This is a genomic window from Ventrimonas faecis (assembly GCF_040096075.1).
GTDB classification, from domain to species: Bacteria; Bacillota; Clostridia; order Lachnospirales; family Lachnospiraceae; genus Brotaphodocola; species Brotaphodocola faecis.
The window spans coordinates 15,023-37,281 of the sequence record NZ_JBBMFJ010000016.1 but is presented as its reverse complement, the minus strand read 5'-3'; the positions used below and the strand labels follow the sequence as shown (position 1 = coordinate 37,281).

Here is a 22,259-nt window from a genome sequence, read left to right as displayed (position 1 = left end):
ATGCCGTGATTGTATTATGCAATAAATCAACTCCGTGCTCTGTTTCATATGCATTACATCTTGCCCGAAATCGACCAAGCGTCCGGTCACTGAGTGGCTGTTCTATGAAGGATGTCGTATGAAGTGCATACTGAAAGCGGATATCAAACATTAATGAATTGAGCAATTCCTCATCAGAAAGATTCGTCAGTTCCTTAATAAGCAGGGCTCCGATCTGGATATTAACCGGGGTATTCGGTCTTGAATCCTTACCACTATACAAAACGGCATAAGGTTTCTCATCAATCTTGGGGAAAATATGTTCTGCAAAGTACTTTGCCCATGACTTATCAAGAAATCTTTTTTCCCGATTGGTCAGACTGTTAAAGGAATCAAAAAGGGATTACTGTTGCTCATCCGAGTTATTAAGGACAAATGACATGTGAAAGCCTCCATTCGTAATCTCTGCTTCTATTTTAACAGAAATGACACAAAGATGCTTGCTTTTACAACAATATATTCAATTTTCAATGTGCAAATATTTCAGCGGAAGGGCTATACCTTTTGACGCTCAAATCATATAACGAGTGTATATAAAATCCCACAAAAAATCAAGTGTTTATCGGATAAAAGAAAATCCATTCCTTTGTTTAACATTGTTATGCCGGTGCTGCTCTTCCTGATGCTGCAGTATGAAAGCTTCCATACTGTTTTTTCTGCACCGGAAAGCATGTCCGGACTGTCTTACCCGGAAAAACCGTGCAGGTGAAACGGAATATTTCCACCGCAGCGTGGTCTGTATGACAGTAGGGAAAGCACCACATGTGATCCTGGGACAGGAAATGCTAAAACCAGGAGACGGGCCAGAAAAAGATGAAGGCGAACTGCCAGGAGGGAAACGCCTGATCGGACGGTTGAGACAAAGACATGGACACTTTGCAGATGTGATCGTGGCAGACGCATTGTACCTGAATGCGCCATTTATCAACACCATAAAGGAGAATGGACTGGAAGCGGTCATTCGTTTAAAAGATAAAAAACGGCTGATCTTTCAGATGCAGAGGGGCTTTTTAACCGAGGGGAAGGAAAAAAGAAAACATTCCAGCATGAAAAAAAGACGGTCGAGGTATGGGATCTTTACGAGCTTAAGATTGAAAACTGCCCACATAGACTCCGGGTGGTGCGATACCATGAAAGCTGGAAGGAGAGCGAAAAAGAAGCAGAGAGATGGATGTGGCTGGTAACAACGCTGGGAACAAAACATAGGGGAACTTTGTGCGCATTGGGGTCCAGAGAACAAGCTACGGCAGATGAAATGCCTGGAAAATGGATTTGTTATAAAAATGCATGGATCCAAAAGTTAAAAGCGAAATCCCTGCTTTCCAATGAGAGACTGTCATCTGCCTTCTCGCTGAGGTCCGTTGTCAAGCTGACCGTGAATAAATGTCTCACAAACACAAATATCCGCCATATCAATTCGGATATGACGGATACCTATAAATTTATTTTAGATATTTCACTTGTCTACTTGACAAGGGGCTGATCACACATCCGGTCTGCCGGACATATATTTGTATCTGGTCCTTTCAAAAAATCACTCGGTATAATCCATAAAGCACAAGCAGATGCACCGGATACACCAGATAGAAAAACCATTTTCCTTTCCAGGCTCCGCGGGTTCCATTGTAACAGCGGATCAGAAAAAAGGATGCCGCAAGTCCCGGTATGTATACCGGGCGGAATTCGGCTGCCGCCATCAGGATAAATCCGGCCAGGCACGCTGTATCCGGTGTCAGGCGGAACCAGAACAACACCGCAATCAGCATAATACCGGCCGCGTCATAGTCAGTCCGCAGAAACCAGGCCAGAAGTGCCGCTGCCACAATGACAGCCATCTGCCGGTACTGTGCCAGGGCCGCATCCGTATTTCTGCCGATCCAGTCCACCAGAGTCAGCATAAGCACTCCAAGAAACAGCGTAAAAAATACATTCTGGCTCTGCGGCGCCCACAGTTTTCCATATACCAGAAGATCAAAGGGCATTTCAGAAATCAGGGCAAACACGCCAAGCCGAATAGCATAATGCCTGCGGTTTCTGGTGTGGCAGAACCCCTCCGTCAGCAGAAATACATAAATCGGGAATGCCATGCGTCCCACGGACCGCAGAATCCAGAACACCTGATTCCACCGCTCTGCAGCCGTGTCAGCCCCGGCCGCATACAGCGCCGGAATCAGCCCGTAAGCCAGAAGCCGGATGGCCGCATGATCGCACAGCATACTGACAACGGCAATCAGTTTTAACTGATTGCCGTTTAATCCATGTCTTAAAATCTGTTTTTCTGTCATCCGTCTTAGCAGATTTCTGCGCCGGACGGCATCTTCTTCTCCGGAACCATCAGGGACAGGTTGCCGTCTGCGTCTTCTGCGCAGAGAAGCATGCCCTCAGACAGAACACCAGCCAGTTTTGCAGGCTTTAAGTTCACAACGACCATAACCTTCTTGCCTACCATCTCTTCCGGTGAATAGTGTGCCTTGATGCCGCTGACGATCTGTTTTACCTGGCTGCCGATCTTAACCTGGGAACACAGAAGCTTTTTGGACTTCTTAACTGCCTCGCAGGCAATGATCTCACCAACCTGGAACTGGAGCTTTGCAAAGTCTTCATACTCAATCTCTGCCTTCGGCTCGATGTCGATGACTGGCTCCTCTTCCTTTGCTTCCTCAGCAGCCGGCTGGGCTGCCTTCTCTGCGGCACGCATAGCCTCTACCTTTTCCATAACTTCCTTGAGGTCCATTCTTGCGAACAGAATCTCCGGTGCGTCGGTTACATGCTCGCCGGACGGATACAGGCCGAACTGATCCATCTCGGAAAGAGCGCGCTTCTGCGCGTGGAGCTGTGCCAGAATCTTCTTGGAGGTATCCGGCATGAAGGACTCCAGCAGGGATGCGCCGATGGTGATGGCCTCTACCAGGTTGTAGAGTACCGTTGCCAGACGGTCTTTCTGAGCCTCGTCCTTAGCCAGTGCCCACGGCATGGTCTCGTCGATATATTTGTTGCAGCGGCGGAAGATGTTGAAAATCTCGGTGATGGCATCTGCCACACGAAGCTCGTTCATCTTGCCCTCTACCTTCTTTACAGATGCCAGAACGACATTCTTTAAGTCCTCATCCACAGCATCGGAAACACCGCCGTTTCTCACCTCGCCGCCGAAATACTTGTTGGACATGGAGATAGTACGGTTTACCAGATTTCCGAGGATATTTGCCAAATCAGAGTTCATGCGCTCTACCATTAACTCCCAGGAAATCACGCCATCGTTCTCGAACGGCATCTCATGCAGAACGAAGTAACGGACAGCGTCCACGCCAAAGAAGTCTACCAGGGTATCTGCATAAAGGACATTTCCTTTGGACTTACTCATCTTGCCATCACCCTGTAACAGCCACGGATGACCAAATACCTGTTTCGGAAGCGGCAGACCCAGAGCCATCAGGAAGATCGGCCAGTAAATGGTATGGAAACGGATAATGTCCTTACCGATCAGATGAAGGTCTGCCGGCCAGTATTTCTCAAACAGTTCGCCGTTGTTGCCATCGCAGTCATAGCCAAGACCGGTAATATAGTTGGTCAGTGCGTCCAGCCATACATAGGTAACATGCTTCGGATCGAAGCTAACCGGAATGCCCCAGGTAAAGGAGGTTCTGGATACGCACAAATCCTGCAGGCCCGGAAGCAGGAAGTTGTTCATCATCTCGTTCTTTCTGGATACCGGCTGGATGAACTCTGGATGCTCGTTGATGTATGCGATCAGGCGGTCTGCGTATTTGCTCATTCTGAAGAAGTAAGCTTCCTCTTTTGCCGGCTGTACCTCACGGCCGCAGTCCGGGCACTTGCCGTCTACTAACTGGGATTCGGTAAAGAAGGACTCACACGGTGTGCAGTAAAGACCCTCATAATAGCCTTTATAAATATCTCCCTGATCGTACAGTTTTTTGAAAATCTTCTGTACCTGAGCCTCATGGTCTGCATCGGTGGTACGGATAAATTTGTCGTAGGATGTGTTCATCAGATCCCAGATGGTCTTGATCTGTCCTGCTACGTCATCCACAAACTGTTTCGGGGTAACGCCTGCTGCCTCAGCCTTTAACTCGATCTTCTGACCGTGCTCGTCGGTACCGGTCTGGAAGCGGACATCGTAGCCCTGCTCTCTCTTAAAACGCGCGATGCTGTCTGCCAGTACGATCTCGTAGGTGTTGCCGATATGCGGCTTGCCGGATGTATAGGCGATCGCGGTGGTGATATAATACGGTTTCTTACAATTACAATTTTCATTCTGACACATGAGCCAAATCCCTCCTAAACTTTCGCTGCCGATCTGCCCGTCAAATGTGACTGATTCGTAACTGTTCAGTACCCTCACAGTTACACTGATTCTTTTTTGGCTCAACCGGCTCAGCAATTGCGCAGACCTGTTTCCTGCTGCGCTAATTAAGTCAACTATAGCATAAAGTCCGCGAAAACTCAATATAATGCGCGGCTTCCTCCCGACTCTGCACACCGCATAAGTTGTATTTCCTCCGAGTATATTATATAATTAGGTACACTTACGACCATTTGGAGGATTGCTTCATGCATAAAAACCATAAAAAAAGGCGCCGGTCCGTCAGATTGCAGCGTTCGGTTTTATCCGCAGCGCTCTGCGCCCTGCTGCTGACTTCCTGCGCTCCCGCTTCCCGGGCGCCCCAGCCAACTACCGCTGCCCCTTACGAGGAAGAAACCGGTGCGGACTACGAGCAGCTCACCGAAAACAGCCTGAAGGAACAGCAGCGCTTTGCAGATCTGGAGGAAAGCCTGTTTCAGGATGAGATTTCCGCATCCCGCCTTGATCTACATTTTCTTCTGAAAAATCCGGAGGGCCGCGGCATCACAAAAACCGATGCGCTGATCGCCCCCATCTCCATGGAGGCTTTTTTGCAGACAAGAAACGATCAGGAAGAACTGCGAAAGGAACTTTCCGGTTTTCAGACCGCCCTGCTGACGGACGATCAGAAACTCACGCTCCGTATTCTGGAAAGCCTGATGAACACCGAAAAAAAAGGCGAAGGACTGGAGCTTTACAGCCAGCCGTTAGCGCCTACCATCGGCACTCAGGCACAGCTTCCCATGCTGCTCTGTGAGTACGCCTTCTACACCCGTCAGGATGTGGAAGACTATTTGAACATTCTGGAATATCTGGATACCTTTTACGGACAGATTCTTTCCTTTGAACAGGAAAAGGCAGACGCCGGACTGATGATGAGCGACACATCCATCGACCATGTAATGGAATCCTGTAAAAGCTACCTGCTGGTTCCGGGAAACAACTTCATGATCGATTCCTTCAAAGAACGGTTAAACGCGCTTCCCGACCTGACCGATGACGCAAAGAAAGAACTCTGTGCCCGTAACGAAGCTGCACTGGAGGAACACTTTGTTCCCGCCTATAAGCTGCTGATCGATGGTCTGGAAAAGCTCAAAGGTACCGGAACCAATGAAAAAGGCATGTGCGGATATCCGGATGGAAAAGCTTACTACCAATACCTTGTATACACAGCGACCGGAACCTCCTACCACTCTATTGATGAACTGATGACTGCCACCGAGCAGGAAATATCCGATAATTTACAGATCACCTCAAAGCTGTTGTCGGAGCACCCGGAGCTGGAATCCATGCTGGATAACTACCAGTACCGTCAGACCGAGCCCACCGCCATCATGGAAGAATTAAAAGAGCAGACCTTAAAGGACTTTCCACAGCTTCCGGAATGCAGTTACACCTTAAAGGATGTTCCAAAAGCGCTGGAGCTTTCCTTAAGCCCCGCCTTTTACCTGACCTCCCCAATTGATGACAGTTCCCAGAATGTCATCTACATTAACCGGAATCCAATCTATGACAACCAGCCCCTCTACAACACCATTGCCCATGAGGGCTATCCGGGGCACTTATACCAGACGGTATGGTTCCACACGCACTGTGACTCGGATCTCAGAAAAATCTTAAGCTTTTCCGGCTACACCGAGGGCTGGGCCGCTTATGTAGAGGCACTCTCCTACCGTCTGGACAACGGCCTGGATCCACTGCTTGGCGAACTGTTGGAGGCCAACTCCAAAGCCACCCTCGGCATCCACGCTTACCTGGACATGGCCGTAAACTACCTGGGCTGGGAGCGGAAAGATGTTCAGAAATATCTGTCCTCCTACTTCAGTGATCCGGAATCCATTGCTGATTCCATGTTTGAAACCATGGTGGATAATCCCGCCAACTACCTCTCCTACTTCATCGGTTCCCTGGAGATCCGCAACATGCGTGAGACAGCCGAACTGCAGCTTGGAGATTCTTTCAATACAACGAAATTTCACACCTTCCTTCTGGATATGGGAAACGCTCCCTTCGATGTGATCCAGGCCTATTTCACTACATGGCTCATGAACCAGAAGATGGGAAACTAAACCATTTATAAGAAACGAAAAAGGCAGCTGCCCACGGAATTTTCATTCCTGGAACGGCTGCCTTTTCTATGCCATTATGATAACATTCCCAAATTTATTTCATGAAGAACTTCTGTAAATCTGCCTCAGTGGTATCCTCACCGATGGTGATAAGCTCTGTACCGGTCAGACGTGCAAACATTGCGATATCGTCTCTGGTCAGTGCGGTAGATACAACAGAGTGATGAGCGCCGCCTGCATAGCACCATGCTGCGGTACCGATCTGGAAGTTCGGTTTGTGGCGGTACATGATTCTTGCTACCGGAAGGTTCGGCATCGGTTTCGGCTGTTTTACCAGCTCGATGTCTGCGCAGATCAGGCGGAAGTGGTCACCCATATCAACCATGGTTACCTGAATACCATCGCCGGTTACGCCGTCGAAGATCAGTCTTGCCGGATCTTCCTTACCGCCAATGCCAAGCGGCAGTACATCGATCTCCGCTTTGGTTGCTGCGAATGCCGGCGGAACCTCCAGCATATGGGAGGCCAGCTCAAGCTCCTGACCCGGAGTTAAGTCGTAAGTATAGTCCTCGATAAAGCCGGTAGCGCCGTCTCTGCCCTCAGACATCTTCATGAGTACTGCGGATAAAGCGGAGATCTTGTAATCGCCCTCCGGACCAAAGCCGATGCCCTTTGCCATTAAGTTCTGGGCTGCGATACCCGGAAGCTGTCTTAAGCCGTGCAGATCCTGGAAGGTGTCTGCGAAAGCGCCGATACCGTTAGCTGCCAGGAATTTCTCCAGGCCAACCTCATATTTTGCCTGCTCACGAACGGAGTCGATGCGGTCGGTCTTCATGGTGTACTTGTCGGTGTACTCCTTCATCTTTGCATCGATTTCTTCCTCGGTCACTGCATTGATGGTGTCAACCACATCGCCCAGTGCAAAGTAGTTGCACTCCCAGCCGTATTTGATCTGGCTCTCTACGCGGTCGCCGTCGGTTACTGCTACTTCGCGCATGTTGTTACCGAAGGAAGCAACCTTTAAGGACTTGGAGTAGGAAATTGCCTTTGCAACCTCTGCGAACTGGCGGATCTTTGCAACGACATCGTCATGCTTGTAGTAGCCTGCAACCACCTCGTGCGGGATGCCAAGTCTTGCTACGATAAAGCCGTACTCACGGTCGCCGTGAGCAGACTGGTTTAAGTTCATGAAGTCCATATCGATGCTGTCATACGGAAGCTTCTCATTTGCCTGGGTGTGCAGGTGCAGAAGCGGTTTTCTCAGCTCCTGAAGGCCCTTAATCCACATTTTGGCCGGGGAGAAGGTATGCATCCAGGTGATCACACCGATACAGTCATCATCGCAGGATGCCTGACGCATGGTCTTGATGCAGCTCTCAGAGTTGATGATGGTCGGAACCAGCTCTACCTCTGCCACATCTTTTAATTTTTCATTCAGGAATTCTGCCATCTGGCGGCTGTCCTCAGCCACCTGCTTTAAGCACTCGTCTCCGTAAAGATCCTGGGAGCCTACTGCAAAGTATAACTTCTTCATGTCAATCTACCTCCTATAAATGTGAATGATCATCTTATATCACGAACCGAGTTTCCATTGTTGAATGCCACCGGAAACTGGTGCGCGTAGTTCTTTTTCTGCCAGTCCGGATCCTCCATCATGCGGAGCAGGTTCCGGGCTGTGATCCGCCCCAGATTATATTTGGGATGGATTGCTGATAAAATTTTCAGTTCTGCTTCCTGCTCCGGCCCCGCATCGTCAAAGGACACCAGGGAAATATCTTCCGGCACACGCAGTCCGCGTTCCTTTAAAAAATCCATATAGAAGCCGGCCACCTCATCGTTGTAGAGGATCATGGCTGTGCAGTCTTTGGTCCGGCGGTACATCCGCAGCAGACTCTTTCTGCTCAACTTCTCTTCCATATCCTTGGTGGAGTACCACCGGATACAGTCATCATCAAAATTGATCCCGTAATCCGACAGGCATTCAATAAAGCCGCGATAGCGCTCAATCCCCTGCATGTCATCATACTTAAAGATTCCTCCAATGCGGCGGTGTCCGTTCTGGATCAGTATCCGGGTCAGCTCATAGCCTGCCCGGGCATCCGACATCTCCACACTGTCAAACTGCTCATTCTGATAATGATTGTGAATGAACAGGGTCGGAATGTTCCGTTTCCGGATCTCCTTATAAAGACGCAGATTCGGATTCGGGAAGGTGGACCGGGTTCCCTCAATAATGAGCCCGGCCACATTCCGGTTTAAAAATCCTTTTAAGTACATTTCTTCATCGTTCAGCCGGTTTCTGGTCACAGCCACATCGATCTCAAAGCCCTTGTCCCGGAGCACCGACTCAATTCCCGCGTAGACCTGCGGAAACAGATAGTCCGAAAAGTAGCTTAAGATCAGTCCCACATGGGGGCGTTCGCCATCTGCGCCGCTGTTTTCATACGATACATAGGTACCGCTTCCCTTTACCCGGACGATCAGTCCGTCCTTTTCCAGACGGTCCAGCGCGTTTCGCACTGTCTGCCTGGAGTATCCGAACTTTTTCTGAAGAATATGTTCCGATGGAAACTTGTCCTGATTCTTGATTACCCCACTGGTGATCAGGGTACGTCCCCAGTTGTAAAGCTTCTGGTATTTCAGATTTTCCTGATTCTGACTTCCCGCTGTTCTGGGCATATCATCAAACCTCCGATGCTTTTCCTTATGCTGTCATTCCCCAGTCTGATGTCGGCTTGTTATTTGATTACCTGCAGGGACTGACGGTCTGCGAATACTGCTACGAATACCAGGAATACCACGCCCTGAATCAGCTGCATGAGCTGCGTGGAGAAGCCCATCATGGTCAGTCCGCTGTTTAATACGATGTAAAGCAGGGAACCTACGATGATGTTCTCAAAGCGTACTTTTGCGCCGCCGGAAATCGGCATGCCGCCAAGTACGAGGGCAATCAGGATCTGGGTCTCTAACTGGTTACCGCCGGAAGAGGTAACGGAACCAACTTTGATAACGTTGATAAACGCTGCGAAACCGGTAATTGCGCCAGCTAAAACGTAAATCCAGAATTTCATGCGGTCAGTGCGGATACCGGAGAACATCGCTGCTTTCTCGCCGGCACCAATAGCCTTTAAGTAAGTACCAAACTTGGTGAAACGGAACAGTACAAATCCGATGGCCAGGATCAGCACGGTGCACGCAACCTTTAATCCAGTGCTGTCGAAATTGATCAGCTTTGCTGCACCTGCAACCGGCGCGTTGGTGGTCAGGTACTTGATGAATCCGCGGAACAGGAACATGGTACAGATCGTAACAATGAAGGATTTGATCTTACGGTATACATAGAAGTAACCGTTAATGGCTCCGATTGCTGCGCCTGCCACGATGCCACCCACGATGGCCAGCGGGATGCTGGTCTTGGAAAGCATACATACCACGATGGATGCAATACCCAGGATAGAGCCCTGGGAGAAATCCAGACCGCCCATGGTCATGATGAAGAATACACCAGTTGCCGCGATCATGGTCACATATACCTGTGACAGAACCAGCGGAAGGTTCTTCATCATACGGAAGTTCGTGAGTACATTAAACAGTAAGAAAATGATAATCAGTCCCGCAATCGGAAGCAGGGCACGGATCATCGACATTTTTGATAATTTTTTGAGCTGCTGCTCTTTCTGGTCTGTATTTGTCTTAACTTGATTCTCCATTGCTGCCTCCTTATACCATCATCGTAATCAGGCTGTTCTCATCGAGGGCCTCATTACGCTCCAGCTCTCCGCTGGTCTTGCCATCCTTCATGATAATGATGCGGTCGCACATACCAATGAGCTCCATCAACTCCTCAGAAATCATGATGATGGACTTACCATTCTTTCTCATCTGGTTCATTAACTGGTAGATATCCTGTTTTACCTTGATATCAATGCCTCGGGTCGGGCTGTCTAACACAACAATGTCAGAATCCTTGCCGATCCATCTGGCCAGAACGACTTTCTGTTTGTTACCACCGGAAAGATCCGATACAAACTGGTCTACGTTAACCATCTTCACAGACATCTGCTTTGCATACTTGTTAGCGAACTCTTTTAATTTCTTATCGCTCAGCAGATGAGACTTGCCAGCCAGGCTGTCTAAGGACGGCAGGCAGATGTTGTCGCCGATACTCTGGTTTAATACCACAGACTCGTTGTCACGGTCTTTGGAAGTGTAAGCGATGCTGTGCTTGATGGCAGTCGGAATATCGTCGATCTGGGTTCCGTCTGCCAGCTCTACCGTTCCGGTACGGTCATAGGATGCGCCGAAAATCGCTTTTCCGATTTCATGCATACCAGACTCGGACAGACCGCCGAAACCAAGGATCTCGCCCTTGTGAAGGTCAAAGCTTACATCGTGGATCAGGCCCGGAACAGATACATTCTTTACAGAAAGAACCACTTCATCGGAAACCTTCTCACCATAGTCAGAACGATAATAGTCACCGGTTACCTCACGGCCAACCATGAGACGCTTTAAGTCATCCTCGGTTACATCTTTACTCTTAACCGTATCAATGTAAACACCGTCACGCATGATGGTAATGGTATCGGACTTGTCCAGGACTTCCGGAAGGTCATGGGAAATGAAGATGATGGAGTTGCCGCTCTCGCGGATCCGGTTCATGTGCTTGTACAGCTCTTCACGTCCCTCCTGGGAAAGCGCGGTGGTTGTCTCATCGATGACTACGATCTTCGGATCAAAGTAGGTAGCCTTTACAATCTCGATGAGCTTGCGGTCCTCAAAGTTATACTCATCAATGATATCTGCTGCCTTGATTCGCTCAAAGCCATATTTCTTTAAAAGGTCCGTTGCCATCTTATTCATGGCATTGGTGTTCTTGATTCCCATATGTACGAACTGATCTTCGTGGCCCAGGAAAATATTCTCTGCCACAGTCAGGCCGGACAGGGTACCAAGCTCCTGCACGATGATGGAAACGCCCTCGTTGTTTGCCTCAACCTGGTTTTTCGGGTGGATCTCTTTTCCATCCAGTACGAAGGTACCGCTTCCGATGCTGTAGATACCGGTTAACATGTTGGTCAGGGTTGATTTACCGGAACCGTTCTCACCGATCAGCGCATGTACCTCGCCTTTGTTTACGTTAAATGAAACATTCTGAACCGCCTTCGTGATACCGAAGGACTTGCAAAGATTTTTTACCTCTAACCTTACTTCGCTCATTGCATTTCCTCCCTATGATCTACTTGACGATCTCGCCTTTGGTTACTTTGGTGGTTACTGTGATGATGATCAGCAGTGCCAGACCGGTGATAACATCCTGAATTGCAGTCGGAGCACCCATAGCGATGAAGCCGAAGAAGATGATATTGATGACGAACTCACCGATCACGATTGCCTGTAACGGCATACCATATTTCTTGAATGCCAGTCCGAAGAAGCAGCCCATGGTCGGAACGAAGTTACGGCTCATGGATGCCATGCCGGTTACTGCTACCATGGAAGAACCATAACTGATGGTCAGGACTGCCATAACACCAAGGAAGGCACCACTTAAGATGAATGCCAGAACCTTGTATTTGTCTACGTTAATACCCATGTTCTTGGCTACAAACTCGTTGCTGCCGATTGCATAGGTGTATGTACCGATTTTGGTGTAATTTAAGAAAATGTAAGCAACTACACATGCCAGAACTGCCAGAATGATGTTGCCCGGCATCTGGCCGAAAGCACGCAGATTAGACGGAAGGGTCTGCTCTACGCCGCCTGCGATATAGTTTGCGATGGACTCGTAAATCAGCGCAAGACCGGTGGTAACAATCATGGACGGAATGTGGAGTTTTACATAGAAAACACCATTCAGCAAACCAACAATGGAACCGGTCACAATGCTGCCGATAATGAGGCCTGCATAGCCCATTCCGAATCTTGATGCGAATACGCAGCCAACAATTGCGGAAAGCATGATGTTTGCGCCAATGGAGAAGTCGAACATTCCCATAACCATGACGAAGTAGAAACCAACTGCACCAACTGTAGCAATCAGGCTGGCCTGAAAGTAACTCAGCATGTTGGCCGGTGAACCAAAGTTGGAAGGTGTCAGGATCTTAAAGATCAGCCAGGAAAGAACTACCAGACCAAACAGGATCAGATAGCCTTTCGCAGTTCCCGAAATTTTCTTCTTTCCGGGTGTATCAACAACAGGAGTACCCATATTTTTTACCTCGTTCTTATTTCATACTAAGACATGACGGCCGGCATCGCCGCGCGATACCGGCCGTCCTAAGCCACTCAGCCTAATTGATCTCGTGTAAATTATTTACCAGCTCTTGCAGCTGCGTCCTCGATGGAGATCTTAGCTGCTGCCTCTTTCAGGCCATCCAGATCCAGCTCAGACATCTCAACCAGTTCCTCATCGGTGTAAGGAAGCTGATCTACGAAGTACTGCTCGTAAGCTTTGTAGTCATCTGCGGAAGATACATACAGATACGGGAACGGAACATCCTCGAACTTGCCTTCGAATCCGCTGTAGTTGCCCTTGATTGCGTTGTAAACCATCATGAAAGCGATAAGCGGGTCGCAGTAATGTCCGCCGGACTGACCAGCCATGGAACCGTTCTCAAGTCTCTCGCCAAGATCCGGAAGGAAGTCGGTGGAAACGATGTCGATATCCTGAACTTTACCTGCACGCTCAACTGCTGCGATAGCGCCCTGAAGCGGGTCACCGCCGCCGCCTGCCGGAATCAGTGCGTCAAGAGTCGGGTCTGCGGACATCAGAGCCTCTGCTGCCTTGGAACCACCTTCAGAAGAAGTACCTGCGTACTGCGGCTCAGAAAGCTTAGCCTGATCATCCGGATGCTCTTTGTTCCAGTTCTCAACGCCAGCTTTGTAGCCTTCCCATCTGCCTAACCAGGTAGCATCACCCTGCTCCCAGCCGATCAGACCGATGTTTCTGTCGCCCTTGTCCAGAAGGATCTGAACCAGCTTCTCGCCGTTCTCCGGCTCGTTCTCATGAACTGCACCGATGTAGTACGGAGACTGGGTTGCCATGTCGTAGATATCTGCGCTGTTGTCCTTGCTGATTACACGGAAGAACTGTGCCAGATAAACTTTGTTGTCGTTTGCGGTCTTGATTGCAGAAGTCATCTCGGTATCGGAAGAGTTACAGATAATGATACCCTGGCATCCTGCTGCAGCAAGCTGCTCAACAGAAGCGGTAACCTTCTCAGATACATGGCCCTGGTCAACGTACTGAACCTGTACCCCTAAAGCCTTTGCTGCTTCATCCAGGATCAGTTTACACTGGGAACCAAGAACATCGGTGGAAGACCAGATGGAAACACCGATCTTGATGTCCTTGTTGTCAATGCCAGAGGCTGCTGCCGCAGTAGTCTCAGCGCCGCCCTCTGCCTTGGTGTCAGCTGCCGGAGCTGCTGTGGTTGCGCTGGATGCTGCGCCACCGCCACAAGCGGTCAGGCTTGCCAGCATCGCTGCTGCTGTCACGGTTGCCGTTGCTTTTTTGAAGACTTTCTTCATTTTGATTCCTCCCAACATGTTTTTTGATTGTTTTCAACAACTATCATGGCTTTATTATACGTTTTGACAGCAATTTGCGCAATACAATACAGGATATTTTTTCGCAAAAGTTGTATTTTTCACTATACAATATGATCTAAAAATTGTCATATTATCCGATCTTTTTTATCATTAGTGTGCATGTTCCATCATTTTTCGAGGATATTCCACCTCATTTTTTGTATATTTTTGTCAATAGGTGCGTTTAATCTTTCACATTCCTCAATCTTTTCAAATACAACTTTCAGGTTTTGGGAAAGCTGTACGGTGTTGGAATACAGGAGAACATTCTAAAAAAAAGAGTCTGTATCTGGCATTTGCCAGATACAGACTCCTCTTCATAATTCTATTTTATTTTCCTGCATCCACAAAGCTCAGTCCCTCTGCCAGGGTCTGGCCATCTGCCTTGATGGTGATGGTCTCTGCATTCATATTCTCACAGAAGGTGTTTGCTACTGCCTGCAGAACCTTTTCCTGGTTCTCGGACGGGAACTGGTTTAATTCCAGGGTTGCTTTCTCTGCCATAGTAGTGTCTGCGATTACGCCCGGACCTGCTTCCTGGCTGGCTACGCTGCCCTCAGTGGTGAAGCTGACTGCCTTGGTGCCGTCATCCAGCACTCCGTACTGAATAAGAAGATCTACCAGGCTCTGTGCGTCCAGAGTCTCTACGGAATCCATGGTTCCCTCGATCTTGCTGCCATCCTCACTGATGCTGTATACAGATACCATGGTAAGATTCGACGCATTCTGGTCGACCGGTCTTCCGGTTACAACCCCAGGGCCGGCATCTGCGGTAGACTCAACGACCTCTTCCTGCTGCGGCTCTTTTACCTCACCGGTCTTGTTTTTCTCGGTGGTTGGGGTACATGCTGCTAATGATAAGATCATCATGGCTCCCAGTAAGCCCATGACTAATTTCTTCATGATGATAAAGCCTCCTTGTATGTCTTGTATATTATCCTTTTGCCTTGCGAAACCAGATGTTCAGTTTTGCAAGTGCTTTGACAAGGCTTTCGGTTTCGTCGGGAGTCAGATCCTGCAGGATTGCGTCAATCATGTCGTGGTGGAACTGTTCGTGATGCTCATACGCATGCTTTCCTTTTTCAGACAGCGAAATATAGACTACACGCCGGTCTTCCTTTCCTCGTTCCCGGGTCACGTAGCCTTTCTTCACCAGACTGTTCATGGCTATGGTCAGGGTTCCCACTGTCACAGAAAGCTCTTTTGCTATGGTAGACATATTCTTGGGTTCTCCTGTGCCAATGGCCTGAATTACATGCATATCGTTATTTGTAATATTCTGGAATTCTTCCGTAATGATGGTCTGCTCCTCTAAGTCCATAACATCACGGAACAGTTTTACCAGGGCATCGTTTAATGTCGCGTAAGTATCCACTTTTCTCCCTCACTGCACACGAAGCCTGTCGCTCCGCTCTTGATTATACATGATTTGCTATCTTTCCACAACCGCGTTTTTCTTACAACATTGTGAAAGAATTGTGTTCTTGGTAATGTTTTACTACCCAGTAATCCAGATACTGGCTGCAATTCCGGCCGCCGTAGCAATGAGTGCCCCCGGCACTATGTAGCGGGTCCGGCGCACCTTCACACTGCCAAAATAAATGCTCAGACAGTAAAAGACGGTCTCTGTGCTGCTCATCAGAACTGATGCCGCCATGCCAGTGCGGCTGTCCGGCCCGTACTGCCGGAATAAATCCAGTAAAAGCCCAGTGGCCGCTGAGTTAGAAACCAGACGCACCAGGGTAATGGGTACCAGTTCCCGCGGAATATGCAAAAGCCCTGCTGCCCCTGCGCAGACACTGGTCACCGCATCCAGAAGTCCGGAGGCCCTGACTACTCCTACCGCCGTGATCAGGGCGATCAGGGTCGGCAAAATGTCTGCCACGGTTTTCATGCCACTCTTTGCGCCATCCAGAAAATCATCGAATATCGGGCGATGGGAAATCAGGCCAAACGCAATCACATAGCTGATAACAAAGGGAAGGAGAATTTTAGACAGCCACAGGATCATCGGCGAGTCACCTCCTGGGATTTTACCTGATTGCCAGGAGTCGGTTCTCCTGAGTCATGTTGCCTTCTTCTCCTGTTCCTCCAATCCATAAGCTTGCAAAAAACAACTGCCACCAGCGTAGAAACCGCCGTAGCAGCCAGCGCAGGCCCCAGCACCGCTTCCGGCTGTCTGGACCCATATTGGCTCCGGTAAGCAATCAGTGTTACCGGAATCAGCTGCAAAGATGAAATATTCAGAATCATAAACGTACACATAGACGCTGTGGCCGTGCGCATCCCATCCTCGGAGGCCTGGATGTCCTTTGCCATCTCCTGCATGGCGTTTAACCCTGCAGGTGTTGCCGCCATGCCAAGCCCCAGCATATTCGCAATGATGTTCACCGCAATGGGTTCCCGTGCCGGATGATCCCGCCCAAGTTCTGGAAACAGAAAATCAAGGAGCGGTGTCATGCGCCCGGTAAGCCATCCCACCAGTCCGGCCCGGGTTCCGATCTCCATGATGCCACACCAGAATGAAAGAATTCCGAGCATAGTAAGACCCAGACTCACGGATTCTTTTGCAGAGTCCAGAAGAGCCTGGGTCACTTCATTCCATGTTCCATTTAACGCGCCCCACAGCATTCCGGCTAAGAGCATGCCGCCCCAGAGATAGTTAAGCATTCCGGTCACTTCCTGTTCGGATGGTGCTGTCATGCCAGATTCTGGGAACCAGGCATAACACCATTTGCTTTCAATTTATGGAGCTGAGGTCTCATTTATGCCATACTGGGAACACATTTCTTTTCATGACAGTCCTACATGTCATTTTTGTTTGTCAGGCACATCTACAGAATCTGCCTGTCACTTGCTCACGCCAGTACACAGCTTCTGCGTTTTACACCGCTCCCACCAGATCCTGCACCACAGCCTCCACCGTTTCGATCTTATCGGCACGGTAAGCGTTGCTTCCGCAGAATAACAGCGCTTCATTTAACGTGCCCTCTGCCGCGTTGGACAGGGCTTTGGTGATGCAGTACGGGATGTTGGCCGGATCACAGTGCTCCAGGCACTGATAGCAGTGGTTGATCTTTGCTTTCTCACCGCGCTCCTTCATGGCCGTGATCTTCTCCAGGAACGGATTCACAATGGCCCGTCCCGGCATGCCCACCGGACTCTGGGTAATCACGATATCTTCTGCCTTCGCGTTGATATAGGCCTGCTTGTAGCTTTCCGGCGCGTCGCATTCTTCGGTAGTGACAAAACGGGTTGCCACCTGCACCGCATCCGCGCCAAGCTCCATGGCGTGCTCCACATCCGCACGGGTGTAGATACCGCCTGCAATGGCTACCGGAATGTGTTTCTGGTATTTCTCTTCAAACTGCTTCACTACCTTCATAATACCGCGGATTTCTTCATCATACAGATCCTGATGATAGGTGTGGGGCACATCCTTTGTGTCTGCGCCATAGCGGCTTAAATCCTCTCTGGAAAAGCCCAGATGACCGCCCGCCAGCGGTCCCTCAATCACTAAAAGATCCGGGATGCGTTTGTACTTGCGGTCCCACATCTTGCAGATGACCATGGCAGATTTTGCGGTAGAAACGATTGGCGCGATCTTGGTCTTTGCCCCCTCCACAAGCTCCGGCAGGGAAACCGGAAGTCCGGCTCCGGAAATGATGATATCTGCTCCGGCCTTCACCGCCTCTTTCACATACTGGGCGTAATTGCGGGTTGCCACCATAATATTAAATCCAATGATCCCTTTCGGCGCAATCTCCCGTGCTTTCTTCAGTTCCTCCCCAATGGCGCGCAGGTTTGCTTCCATCGGCGCCTTTAAAAACTCCGGATCCTTAAATCCGATCTGCGCTGTGGAAATGATACCGATACCACCGGCCTTTGCCACTGCGCCTGCTAAGGAGTGCAGGCTGATACCGACTCCCATTCCCCCCTGAATAATGGGGTATTTTGCTGTAAGATCACCAATCTTCAATGCTTTCATTATGCTCATGCGCTTCTCCTTAAGCCAGCAGCGGCAAACTCTGGCACATGGACTCTCACGATTTTCCACGTCAGCCTGCCGCCGCTGACATTTACATATTCCGGAATCTCTGGTAACGGGACTCGCGGATCTCTTCCTTTGTCTTGCCGCTGTAACGCTCAAAGAATGCGGTCATGCTCTGTCTCATATGCTCTGCCAGCACCGGCATGGTCTCGATGGTTGCCGGTTCCTGCTCCGGGATCACATGCTCGATCAGGCCGCGCTCATAAAGGTCTGATGCCGTAATCTTCATGACTCTGGCTGCATCCGGCGCCTTCTTGCTGTCCTTCCAGAGGATGGAGGCAAAGCCCTCCGGGGAAAGAATGGAATAGATGGCGTTCTCCAGCATCCATACCTCGTTGGCCACCGCCATAGCCAGTGCACCGCCGCTTCCGCCTTCCCCGATCACGATAGAAAGTACCGGGACGGTCAGTGCTGCCATCTCAAACAGGTTGCGGGCAATGGCCTCGCCCTGTCCACGCTCCTCGGCCTCAATGCCGCAGAAGGCGCCAGGCGTATCTACAAAGCAGATTACCGGTCTGCCAAAGGTCTCTGCCTGCTTCATCAGGCGCAGCGCCTTGCGGTATCCGTCCGGGGACGGCATGCCAAAGTTCCGGTGAATGTTTTCCTTGGTGGTACGGCCCTTCTGCTGGCCGATCACCGTTACCGACATACCGCGGAAGGTGGCAATGCCTCCGATGATAGCTCCATCATCACTGAAGTAGCGGTCCCCATGGAATTCCATAAAGTCATCAAACAGCGCATGAATGTAATCCAGTGCCACCGGACGGGCTGCGCTTCTGGAAAGCTGCACCGTATCCCAGGCATTTTTTCCACTCTGTTTCTGTTTTTCCAGATAGTTTTCCACAGACTCGGCAGGTTCTGCCTGCGCACGCTGTGGAGGAACAGCCATTCCCGTTTTCTGGTGCATCCGCAGGATATCTGCCAGCACATCACGCTGATTCTCACGGTCTACAATCTTATCTACAAAACCGTGCTCCAGCAAGAACTCCGCTCTCTGGAATCCCTCCGGAAGCTTCTGACCGATGGTCTGCTGAATGACACGCGGTCCTGCAAAGCCGATCAGCGCGTTCGGTTCTGCCAGAATGATATCCCCTAACATGGCAAAGCTTGCTGTCACACCGCCGGTGGTCGGGTCAGTCAGAACGCTGACAAAGAGCTGGCCTGCCTCATGATGCTTTTCCAGGGCTGCGGAAGTCTTGGCCATCTGCATCAGAGACACAATGCCCTCCTGCATTCTCGCGCCGCCGGAGCAGGCAAAGATGATGACCGGTAGCTTTTCCTTGGTCGCGCGCTCCACCATGCGGGTAATCTTCTCGCCCACCACATGGCCCATGCTGCTCATGATAAACCGGGCGTCGCAGATACCAATGGCGGTCTCAAAGCCTTTGATGGTTCCCTTACCGGTTACAATAGCTTCCTGAAGTCCGGTCTTCTCCTGGGCTGCCTGAACCTTCTTCTCATAGCCCGGGAAATCTAACGGATTGGAAAACTCCATCTCCTTATTCCACTCTTCAAAACTGCCCTCATCCAGCAGCATCTCGATACGGCGGTATGCATGCACGCGGAAATATCCGCCGCACTTCGGACAGACATACAGATTGTTGCGCACATCTTCCACATAGATCGGCTGGCCGCACTTGTTGCACTTCTTCCAGAGGCCCTCCGGAATGTTCGGCTCATCCTCATTCTTGGCCTTGCGGTGAGTGTCGATCATGGTATATGTCTTTTTGAACATATTTTTAAACATATCGGATTCTCCATAACATTCATTACTTGTAACTGTTCAGTACCCTCACAATTACCATTACTTACAGTATTCCGGGAACTGATCCGGGATAAAGCCGGTGTCGATCTTGTGTCCATCCTGGTAGACCGGATTGCTTAAAATCTCAAACTGGAAGTCCAGGTTGGTGTCAATGCCCTCAATGATCAGCTCGCCCAGGGCGCTTCTCATCTTCGCAATGGCCTCCGCACGGTCTTTTCCGTGTACGATCAGCTTCATCAGCATGGAATCGTAGTTGGCCGGAACCTTATACTCATTGTAAATGTGCGTGTCCACGCGGACTCCGTTGCCTCCCGGGATGTGGATGTTGGTAATCTTTCCCGGACACGGCATGAAGTTCTTTGCCGGATTCTCCGCGTTGATGCGGCACTCAATGGCATGTCCCTGAATGTGGATATCATCCTGGGTCACGCTTAACTTCTCTCCTGCTGCCACACGGATCTGCTCTTTGATCAGATCCAGGCCGCTCACCAGCTCGGTCACCGGATGCTCCACCTGGATTCGGGTGTTCATCTCCATGAAGTAGAAGTTTTTATTTTTATCTAACAGGAATTCAATGGTTCCCGCATTTTCATAGCCAACGGCCTTCGCTGCCCTTACAGCGGTCTCACCCATCTTTTTGCGAAGCTCCTCGGAGATTGCAATGGACGGGGACTCCTCCAGCACTTTCTGGTGGCGACGCTGAATGGAACAGTCACGCTCCCCTAAGTGCACGACGTTGCCGTACTTGTCCGCCATAATCTGAAATTCAATATGACGCGGATTCTCCACAAAACGCTCCAGGTACATGGTATCGTCAGAGAAGCCCTTCACGGACTCCATCTGCGCGTTCTGGAAGTTGGCCTCAAAGTCCTCCTCACTCCAGGACACACGCATGCCTTTTCCACCGCCGCCGGAGGATGCTTTGATCATGACAGGGAATCCAATCTCCTTTGCCATCTTTAACGCTTCCTCTACGGTGTAAACCGGCTCTTTACTGCCCGGAACGACCGGAACCCCGGCCTCCACCATGGTCTTTCTGGCTGCGGACTTGTTGCCCATCTTGTTGATGATCTCCGCGGACGGACCAATAAAAGCGATGTTACATTTCTGGCACAGCTCCGCGAACCGCGCGTTCTCGGAAAGGAATCCGAATCCCGGATGGATGGCCTCTGCCTTCATGGCTACGGTAGCCGCCAGAATACGCTCCATATTCAGGTAACTCTGGCTGGACGGTGCCGGTCCGATACAGATGGCCTCGTCTGCCAGCAGGGTGTGCAGACTGTCGCGGTCTGCCTCTGAGTATACTGCCACGGTCTTGATTCCCATCTCGCGGCAGGCTCTTATGATTCTTACCGCAATCTCGCCGCGGTTCGCGATTAAGATTTTATCAAACATTCCCGTACCTCAACTCTGCGATTCCCCGACCTTACTGGATCACAAAGGTCAGCTCTGCTGATACTGCAACCTTTCCTTCTGCGTTGGTCGCAACGGCCTTGCCTACGCCGACCGGGCCTTTGCGCTTGATGATCTCGCACTCCAGCTTTAAGCGGTCCCCCGGCAGTACCATCTGTTTGAATTTCGCGTTGTTGATCGCACCGAAAAATGCGGTCTTGCCCTTGTTCTCCGGCAGGCTTAAAATGGCTACCGCGCCAACCTGTGCCAGCGCCTCGATCATCAGCACGCCCGGCATAACCGGCTGTCCCGGAAAATGACCGTTGAACTGCGGCTCGTTAAAGGTAATGGATTTATAGCCAACCGCGCGTACGCCCGGCTCCAGCTCATCGATAAAATCGATCAGCAGAAACGGATGTCTGTGCGGAATGATCTCCTGGATCTCTTTGATTCCCAGTCTCATAATATATCCTCCTATCGGATGCGGAACAGCGGCTGTCCGTACTCTACCACGTCTTCGTTGTTTACCAGAACTGCCTCTACCACACCGTCATACTCACTCTCGATCTCGTTCATCAGCTTCATGGCCTCAATGATGCCAAGAACCTGACCTTTCTTTACGGTATCGCCTTCTTTTACAAATGCCTCTGCCTCCGGAGAAGCGGAAGAATAGAAGGTTCCTACCAGCGGAGAAGTCACAACCTTGTCAGAACCAATGTCCAGGGTGCTCTCCTTCTTCTCCTCTGCAGCCTTTTCCGGTGCCTCAGATACTGCAGCCGGAGCTGCTGCCATCTGCATCGGCATTGCGCCCATCATCGGTGTGGCCGGCTGAGAAATCACAACCGGAGCAACCGGAGCCTGCGCTACGTTTTTTTTCTTTTTCTTTTTGAGCACCAGCTTCTGGTCGCCCTCTTCATATACAAAACTGGTCAGGCCGTTATCGGAAACAGCCTGAATCAGTGTTACGATCTCATCAATCGTCATACTATA

Annotated in this window: 19 protein-coding genes and 1 pseudogene; 2 read left to right on the top strand and 18 right to left on the bottom strand. The window is 50.2% G+C overall.

Features of this window, described 5'->3' with window-relative positions:
• Window positions 1-70: 70 nt before the first annotated feature.
• A pseudogene (locus WMO41_RS08775) lies at window positions 71-298 on the bottom strand (transposase); the annotation flags it as partial.
• Between the two features lie 373 nt (window positions 299-671).
• Here WMO41_RS08775 and WMO41_RS08770 point away from each other — a divergent pair.
• Window positions 672-1,223 (top strand): transposase, encoded by a 552-nt coding sequence (locus tag WMO41_RS08770; protein ID WP_349229430.1) that lies wholly within the window; start codon window positions 672-674, stop codon window positions 1,221-1,223.
• A gap of 342 nt (window positions 1,224-1,565) precedes the next feature.
• Here WMO41_RS08770 and WMO41_RS08765 read toward each other — a convergent pair whose 3' ends face one another.
• Together WMO41_RS08765 and metG are read right to left on the bottom strand one after the other, a co-directional pair.
• Window positions 1,566-2,324: a TraX family protein gene (locus tag WMO41_RS08765; RefSeq protein ID WP_349229429.1), complete on the bottom strand. Its 759-nt coding sequence runs from the start codon at window positions 2,322-2,324 to the stop codon at window positions 1,566-1,568.
• Window positions 2,325-2,329: 5 nt separating this feature from the next.
• The gene (metG, locus tag WMO41_RS08760; protein WP_349229428.1) at window positions 2,330-4,321 is read right to left on the bottom strand and encodes a methionine--tRNA ligase; all 1,992 of its coding nucleotides are present in this window, start codon (window positions 4,319-4,321) and stop codon (window positions 2,330-2,332) included.
• 287 nt (window positions 4,322-4,608) lie between these two features.
• On the opposite strand from metG, the gene WMO41_RS08755 reads away from it, so the two are divergent.
• Entirely contained in the window at window positions 4,609-6,468 is a 1,860-nt protein-coding gene (locus WMO41_RS08755; RefSeq protein ID WP_349229427.1) for a DUF885 domain-containing protein, read from the top strand.
• A 94-nt stretch (window positions 6,469-6,562) separates the two neighbouring features.
• On the opposite strand, the gene araA is transcribed toward WMO41_RS08755, so the two are convergent.
• The 15 genes from araA to accB form a co-directional block, all read right to left on the bottom strand.
• The gene (araA, locus tag WMO41_RS08750; RefSeq protein WP_349229426.1) at window positions 6,563-8,002 is read right to left on the bottom strand and encodes an L-arabinose isomerase; all 1,440 of its coding nucleotides are present in this window, start codon (window positions 8,000-8,002) and stop codon (window positions 6,563-6,565) included.
• A gap of 29 nt (window positions 8,003-8,031) precedes the next feature.
• The gene (locus tag WMO41_RS08745) at window positions 8,032-9,147 is read right to left on the bottom strand and encodes a GntR family transcriptional regulator (RefSeq protein WP_349229425.1); all 1,116 of its coding nucleotides are present in this window, start codon (window positions 9,145-9,147) and stop codon (window positions 8,032-8,034) included.
• A 59-nt stretch (window positions 9,148-9,206) separates the two neighbouring features.
• Complete coding sequence (locus tag WMO41_RS08740) at window positions 9,207-10,178, bottom strand: ABC transporter permease (RefSeq protein WP_349229424.1); 972 nt, start codon at window positions 10,176-10,178, stop codon at window positions 9,207-9,209.
• A gap of 10 nt (window positions 10,179-10,188) precedes the next feature.
• Window positions 10,189-11,688 carry a sugar ABC transporter ATP-binding protein gene (locus WMO41_RS08735; RefSeq protein WP_349229423.1) on the bottom strand — a complete coding sequence of 500 codons (1,500 nt, stop codon included), beginning with the start codon at window positions 11,686-11,688 and terminating at the stop codon, window positions 10,189-10,191.
• A 19-nt stretch (window positions 11,689-11,707) separates the two neighbouring features.
• The gene (locus WMO41_RS08730; protein ID WP_177291436.1) at window positions 11,708-12,679 is read right to left on the bottom strand and encodes an ABC transporter permease subunit; all 972 of its coding nucleotides are present in this window, start codon (window positions 12,677-12,679) and stop codon (window positions 11,708-11,710) included.
• A gap of 101 nt (window positions 12,680-12,780) precedes the next feature.
• A complete protein-coding gene (locus WMO41_RS08725) occupies window positions 12,781-14,001 on the bottom strand; it encodes a sugar ABC transporter substrate-binding protein (protein WP_349229422.1) in 1,221 nt (406 codons plus the stop codon).
• 390 nt (window positions 14,002-14,391) lie between these two features.
• Complete coding sequence (locus WMO41_RS08720; RefSeq protein WP_349229421.1) at window positions 14,392-14,964, bottom strand: hypothetical protein; 573 nt, start codon at window positions 14,962-14,964, stop codon at window positions 14,392-14,394.
• Between the two features lie 31 nt (window positions 14,965-14,995).
• The gene (locus WMO41_RS08715; RefSeq protein ID WP_349229420.1) at window positions 14,996-15,436 is read right to left on the bottom strand and encodes a MarR family winged helix-turn-helix transcriptional regulator; all 441 of its coding nucleotides are present in this window, start codon (window positions 15,434-15,436) and stop codon (window positions 14,996-14,998) included.
• A gap of 123 nt (window positions 15,437-15,559) precedes the next feature.
• The gene (locus WMO41_RS08710) at window positions 15,560-16,072 is read right to left on the bottom strand and encodes a spore maturation protein (RefSeq protein ID WP_349229419.1); all 513 of its coding nucleotides are present in this window, start codon (window positions 16,070-16,072) and stop codon (window positions 15,560-15,562) included.
• Window positions 16,069-16,731, bottom strand: coding sequence for a nucleoside recognition protein (locus WMO41_RS08705; RefSeq protein ID WP_494338440.1), 663 nt, complete (start codon window positions 16,729-16,731; stop codon window positions 16,069-16,071). The genes WMO41_RS08710 and WMO41_RS08705 overlap by 4 nt, the downstream gene beginning before the upstream one ends.
• A gap of 214 nt (window positions 16,732-16,945) precedes the next feature.
• Window positions 16,946-18,058 carry an NAD(P)H-dependent flavin oxidoreductase gene (locus tag WMO41_RS08700; protein WP_349229417.1) on the bottom strand — a complete coding sequence of 371 codons (1,113 nt, stop codon included), beginning with the start codon at window positions 18,056-18,058 and terminating at the stop codon, window positions 16,946-16,948.
• A gap of 82 nt (window positions 18,059-18,140) precedes the next feature.
• Window positions 18,141-19,859: an acetyl-CoA carboxylase carboxyltransferase subunit alpha gene (locus WMO41_RS08695; protein ID WP_349229416.1), complete on the bottom strand. Its 1,719-nt coding sequence runs from the start codon at window positions 19,857-19,859 to the stop codon at window positions 18,141-18,143.
• A gap of 57 nt (window positions 19,860-19,916) precedes the next feature.
• On the bottom strand, window positions 19,917-21,272 hold the full coding sequence (locus WMO41_RS08690; RefSeq protein ID WP_349229415.1) for an acetyl-CoA carboxylase biotin carboxylase subunit: 1,356 nt from the start codon (window positions 21,270-21,272) through the stop codon (window positions 19,917-19,919).
• A gap of 31 nt (window positions 21,273-21,303) precedes the next feature.
• Window positions 21,304-21,732 carry a 3-hydroxyacyl-ACP dehydratase FabZ gene (fabZ, locus tag WMO41_RS08685; protein WP_349229414.1) on the bottom strand — a complete coding sequence of 143 codons (429 nt, stop codon included), beginning with the start codon at window positions 21,730-21,732 and terminating at the stop codon, window positions 21,304-21,306.
• Window positions 21,733-21,743: 11 nt separating this feature from the next.
• Complete coding sequence (gene accB, locus WMO41_RS08680; protein ID WP_177292195.1) at window positions 21,744-22,253, bottom strand: acetyl-CoA carboxylase biotin carboxyl carrier protein; 510 nt, start codon at window positions 22,251-22,253, stop codon at window positions 21,744-21,746.
• Window positions 22,254-22,259 lie beyond the last annotated feature (6 nt).

Excerpts from the sequence above, each read along its gene's own strand:
- WMO41_RS08770 (WP_349229430.1), top strand. The coding sequence starts at position 672 with ATGAAAGCTTCCATACTGTTTTTTCTGCACCGGAAAGCATGTCCGGAC.
- WMO41_RS08765 (WP_349229429.1), bottom strand. The coding sequence starts at position 2,324 with ATGACAGAAAAACAGATTTTAAGACATGGATTAAACGGCAATCAGTTA.
- metG (WP_349229428.1), bottom strand. The coding sequence starts at position 4,321 with ATGTGTCAGAATGAAAATTGTAATTGTAAGAAACCGTATTATATCACC.
- WMO41_RS08755 (WP_349229427.1), top strand. The coding sequence starts at position 4,609 with ATGCATAAAAACCATAAAAAAAGGCGCCGGTCCGTCAGATTGCAGCGT.
- araA (WP_349229426.1), bottom strand. The coding sequence starts at position 8,002 with ATGAAGAAGTTATACTTTGCAGTAGGCTCCCAGGATCTTTACGGAGAC.
- WMO41_RS08745 (WP_349229425.1), bottom strand. The coding sequence starts at position 9,147 with ATGCCCAGAACAGCGGGAAGTCAGAATCAGGAAAATCTGAAATACCAG.
- WMO41_RS08740 (WP_349229424.1), bottom strand. The coding sequence starts at position 10,178 with ATGGAGAATCAAGTTAAGACAAATACAGACCAGAAAGAGCAGCAGCTC.
- WMO41_RS08735 (WP_349229423.1), bottom strand. The coding sequence starts at position 11,688 with ATGAGCGAAGTAAGGTTAGAGGTAAAAAATCTTTGCAAGTCCTTCGGT.
- WMO41_RS08730 (WP_177291436.1), bottom strand. The coding sequence starts at position 12,679 with ATGGGTACTCCTGTTGTTGATACACCCGGAAAGAAGAAAATTTCGGGA.
- WMO41_RS08725 (WP_349229422.1), bottom strand. The coding sequence starts at position 14,001 with ATGAAGAAAGTCTTCAAAAAAGCAACGGCAACCGTGACAGCAGCAGCG.
- WMO41_RS08720 (WP_349229421.1), bottom strand. The coding sequence starts at position 14,964 with ATGAAGAAATTAGTCATGGGCTTACTGGGAGCCATGATGATCTTATCA.
- WMO41_RS08710 (WP_349229419.1), bottom strand. The coding sequence starts at position 16,072 with ATGATCCTGTGGCTGTCTAAAATTCTCCTTCCCTTTGTTATCAGCTAT.
- WMO41_RS08705 (WP_494338440.1), bottom strand. The coding sequence starts at position 16,731 with ATGCTTAACTATCTCTGGGGCGGCATGCTCTTAGCCGGAATGCTGTGG.
- WMO41_RS08700 (WP_349229417.1), bottom strand. The coding sequence starts at position 18,058 with ATGAGCATAATGAAAGCATTGAAGATTGGTGATCTTACAGCAAAATAC.
- WMO41_RS08695 (WP_349229416.1), bottom strand. The coding sequence starts at position 19,859 with ATGTTTAAAAATATGTTCAAAAAGACATATACCATGATCGACACTCAC.
- WMO41_RS08690 (WP_349229415.1), bottom strand. The coding sequence starts at position 21,272 with ATGTTTGATAAAATCTTAATCGCGAACCGCGGCGAGATTGCGGTAAGA.
- fabZ (WP_349229414.1), bottom strand. The coding sequence starts at position 21,732 with ATGAGACTGGGAATCAAAGAGATCCAGGAGATCATTCCGCACAGACAT.
- accB (WP_177292195.1), bottom strand. The coding sequence starts at position 22,253 with ATGACGATTGATGAGATCGTAACACTGATTCAGGCTGTTTCCGATAAC.